We start from the raw sequence: 3,291 nt of genomic DNA on the forward strand, positions 1-3,291 counted from the left end.
CCCGCGGCGCCCCAACCCGAGCCCCACCCGCATTACGGGCTGTTCCCCCGCCCCCGCCCTCACACCGACTATTTTGCCTGCCGGGATCCCGGCAGGACTCCGGAAGGTGCGGTCCCGGCCGACCGCCGGGTTCCTCATGAGGTTCTCTCATGAGAGAACCTCATGAGAGAACCTCATGGGCGTCCGGTGTCCGGCGCCCGGTGTCCGCATCGAGGTGGTGGAGCCGGACGGCAACCGCGTCTCGCTGCGCGGGCGCGGCCGGGGCGGCGCGCAGCGGTGATCACCTCCGGTACCGCTGGGCCACCGCCGCGAAGGCGGCCTTGGGTTCCCAGTCCATGTCGGGGTAGGTGTGGCCCCGGCGCCCTTCGAGGAGTTTCACGATGCCCAGTCCGGCCCGGTCGAGGTCGTCCCGGGGGTCGCCGTCGGGGCGGTGCGGGTAGCCGGGCAGGGCGAACAGGAACACGAACGCGCTGTCCACGCCTTCGGTCTCGAAGATCTCCAGCAGTTCGTCGAGGTATGCGGCCTGACCGGCCTCGTCGCGCTCGTACACGCCGTTCAGCCGCACCGGGGCCGCGGTCTCCGGGTCGTACTCGACCACCTCCAGCACCCGGCCGCCGCGGTCTCCCGCGCCGCGGTAGGCCGCGGTGCCGAAGCCGGTGACGGCGAGCGGCTTGGGGCCCCGGGCGAGGGTGCGTACCGCGTCCCGGAACCGGTCGGCGACCTCGGCGGAGCGGATCAGCTCGAACGCCACGATGTCGAAGGGGGTCCAGTCGACCTGCTCGAACTGGATGGACGCGTAGGTGAGGCGGCCCTGGAAGCGTTCGCGGACCGTGGCCGCGGCGTCGCGGAGGAACGCGTTGATGCGCACGCCGAGTTCGCGCATCGCTTCGCCCCGCCGCTCGGGCCGGCCCATCAGCTGCTCGATGCGCTCCTCGGGGCTCCCGCCGGGCAGGAATCCGCGGTTCATCACGCTCAGTTCGACCCCCGCGACGAACACGACGGCGGCTCCCCGCTGCCGGAGTCGTTCGGCTCGCCCGGCGCAGTCGCGGAAGAGCGTGAGGATCTGCTCCGGGTCCAGTTCCAGCGGATAGGGCGAGAACCAGACCTCCAGGCCGAGTTCGGCGGCGGCGCCGGCGGCCAGCTCCAGCCGGTCCGGGTCGCCGCCGATGATCTGGACCGCGTTGCAGTGCAGGTCGTCGCGGATGACGGCGAGTTCACGCCGGACCACCGCGGGGTCGAAGTGTTCGCGGGACGTTCGGCCGTGCAGGACGAATCCGGTGTCGTAGGTCATTCCTCGTGCTCGCACGGTGGTGCCCCTTCGGTCGGTCCGGTCGGTGGGGTCGAGGCTGACAGGAAAAATGCGCACGCGCAAGTTTGCGTTGAGGAAAGTTTGCGTGGGGGAAAGTTTGCGTGTGCGCAGCCCTGTGTGGAACGCTGACGCCGTGACGACACCACCACCAGGGCTGCGGGAGCGGAAGAAGCAGGCCACGCGCGAGGCGCTGCGGGAGGCGGCCCTGCGCCTGGCCGTGCAGCACGGCCCGGACGACGTGCGGGTCGAGGACATCGCCGAGGCGGCAGGGGTCTCGCCGCGCACCTACAACAACTACTTCGCCAGCCGTGAGCAGGCGATCGTCTCCGCCGTCACCGCGGACCGGGAGGGGCGGGTCGCGGCGGCGGTCGCGGCCCGCCCCGCAGGAGTGCGCCTGGCCGACGCCGTCACCGAAGCGGTGGTCGAGCAGTACACGAACACCGGTGAGCGCGAACACGAGGCGCTGTTGCTGATCACCGCTCGGACCGCGCTGCGCGACGCGTTCCTCGACGCCGCCGCCGGAATCGAGCCCCCGCTCACGGCGGTGATCGCCGAACGCATCGGTGAACGCATCGGTGACGCCGCAGCGCCCACGGCCCGTGTGCTCGCGGCGAGCGTGGCCGCGGCGGTGCGCATCGCCCTGGACGGCTGGCTCCGGCCGCCCGAGACCGCGGGGGGCGCCGGGAGCCCTGGCGCCGGCGGGCTGGTCGTGCCCTCGGGCTCACTGCCCGACCGGCTCCGCGCGGCGCTGGCCCCGCTCGCGCCCGCCTTCGACGCAGCCGAGCGAGGCGCCCGGAAGTGACGTCGACCCACCCGGGGTGTCCGGCGGGTCGGTGGTAGGTCCGGAACGCGCCGGCGCGCCCGGCCGTCACCATCCTCGTCGGCCGATGCGACGAAGGGCGCCGTGTCGGGTCGCAGTCCGGTGGATTCGCGCCGCCGGTGGCCCGTCGGCCCGGGGCCGGCCACCCGAGGGCTGGGCGGAGGGAGTGGCCCGCTCGCCGGAGGAGCTGCGATGACGCGGATCGACAACGGTCCGGAGCGGGACCGGCACCAGGAGGAGAGCCGGAGCTGAGGGCAGCGGTTACCGGACGACGAACGGCAGCTCCACAGCTCGTCGTTCGGCGCGGCGGCGGGCGCCTACGCCGAGCGCCGCCCGGACTACGCGCAGGCCGCGGTCCGCTGGGCCCTCGAACCCGCGCCCGGCCCGCGGGTGCTCGACCTCGGCGCCGGGACCGGCAAACTCACCGGCACGCTGCTCGCGATGGGCGTCGACGTCGTCGCGGTCGAGCCCGACCCGGCGATGCTCGCCGAACTGCGCCGGGGAAACCCTGCGGTGCGCGCCCTGGCGGGCAGTGCGGAAACGATTCCGCTGCCGGACGGGTCCGTCGACGCGGTGGTGTCCGGCAACGCCATGCACTGGTTCGACATGGACCTCGCGGGCCCCGAGATCGCCAGGGTCCTCGCACCCAGCGGAGTACTGGCGGGCCTGTGGAACGTGTTCGACGACGGGGCCGACTGGGTGGCCGGGTTCGCAGCCGTCACCGGGAGCGCGGCCATCGGCCCGCGTGACGTGCCGGCGAGTTGGCGGGTCGAGGCGGCCGGCATGCACCTCCCCCGGAAGGGCGGGGACGCCCGGTTCGACTCGCCGGAGCAGGCCGAGTTCCCGCACGGACAGGGCCGGACCGCCGACTCCCTCGTCGCGACCCTCGGGACGAAGGCGGGCGTCCTCGTGATGCCGGAACGGCAACGGGACGCCCCGCTGAGCCGGACCCGCGCCTACCTGGAGAGCCGGCCGGAGACCGCCGACGGCGCGTTCACCCTCCCCATGCTGACCAGCGTGCTGCGCGTCCGGCGGTCCTGAGGCCGGGCCGCCGCCCAGGGGGAATGCGAGAGGAGTGGGGGGGGGGGGGGGCCCCCCCACCCCCCCCCCCGCAGGGGTCGGCGGGGGGGGGTGTGGGTGGGGGGGGGGGGAGGGGCGGAGA

General features: G+C 74.1%; 3 protein-coding genes. 2 read left to right on the forward strand and 1 reads right to left on the reverse strand.

Annotation, left to right across the window (positions count from 1 at the left end):
* Positions 1–280: 280 nt before the first annotated feature.
* The gene (locus ACFV0O_RS04915; RefSeq protein WP_380336687.1) at positions 281–1,291 is read right to left on the reverse strand and encodes a hypothetical protein; all 1,011 of its coding nucleotides are present in this window, start codon (positions 1,289–1,291) and stop codon (positions 281–283) included.
* Between the two features lie 151 nt (positions 1,292–1,442).
* Between ACFV0O_RS04915 and ACFV0O_RS04920 the strand changes: the two genes are divergently transcribed.
* Positions 1,443–2,111, forward strand: a complete 669-nt coding sequence (locus ACFV0O_RS04920; RefSeq protein WP_380336690.1) for a TetR/AcrR family transcriptional regulator — start codon at positions 1,443–1,445, stop codon at positions 2,109–2,111.
* Positions 2,112–2,519: 408 nt separating this feature from the next.
* The gene (locus ACFV0O_RS04925; RefSeq protein ID WP_380336444.1) at positions 2,520–3,170 is read left to right on the forward strand and encodes a class I SAM-dependent methyltransferase; all 651 of its coding nucleotides are present in this window, start codon (positions 2,520–2,522) and stop codon (positions 3,168–3,170) included.
* Positions 3,171–3,291 lie beyond the last annotated feature (121 nt).

This window comes from Kitasatospora sp. NPDC059577 (assembly GCF_042735475.1).
In the GTDB taxonomy this organism is placed as follows: Bacteria; Actinomycetota; Actinomycetes; order Streptomycetales; family Streptomycetaceae; genus Kitasatospora.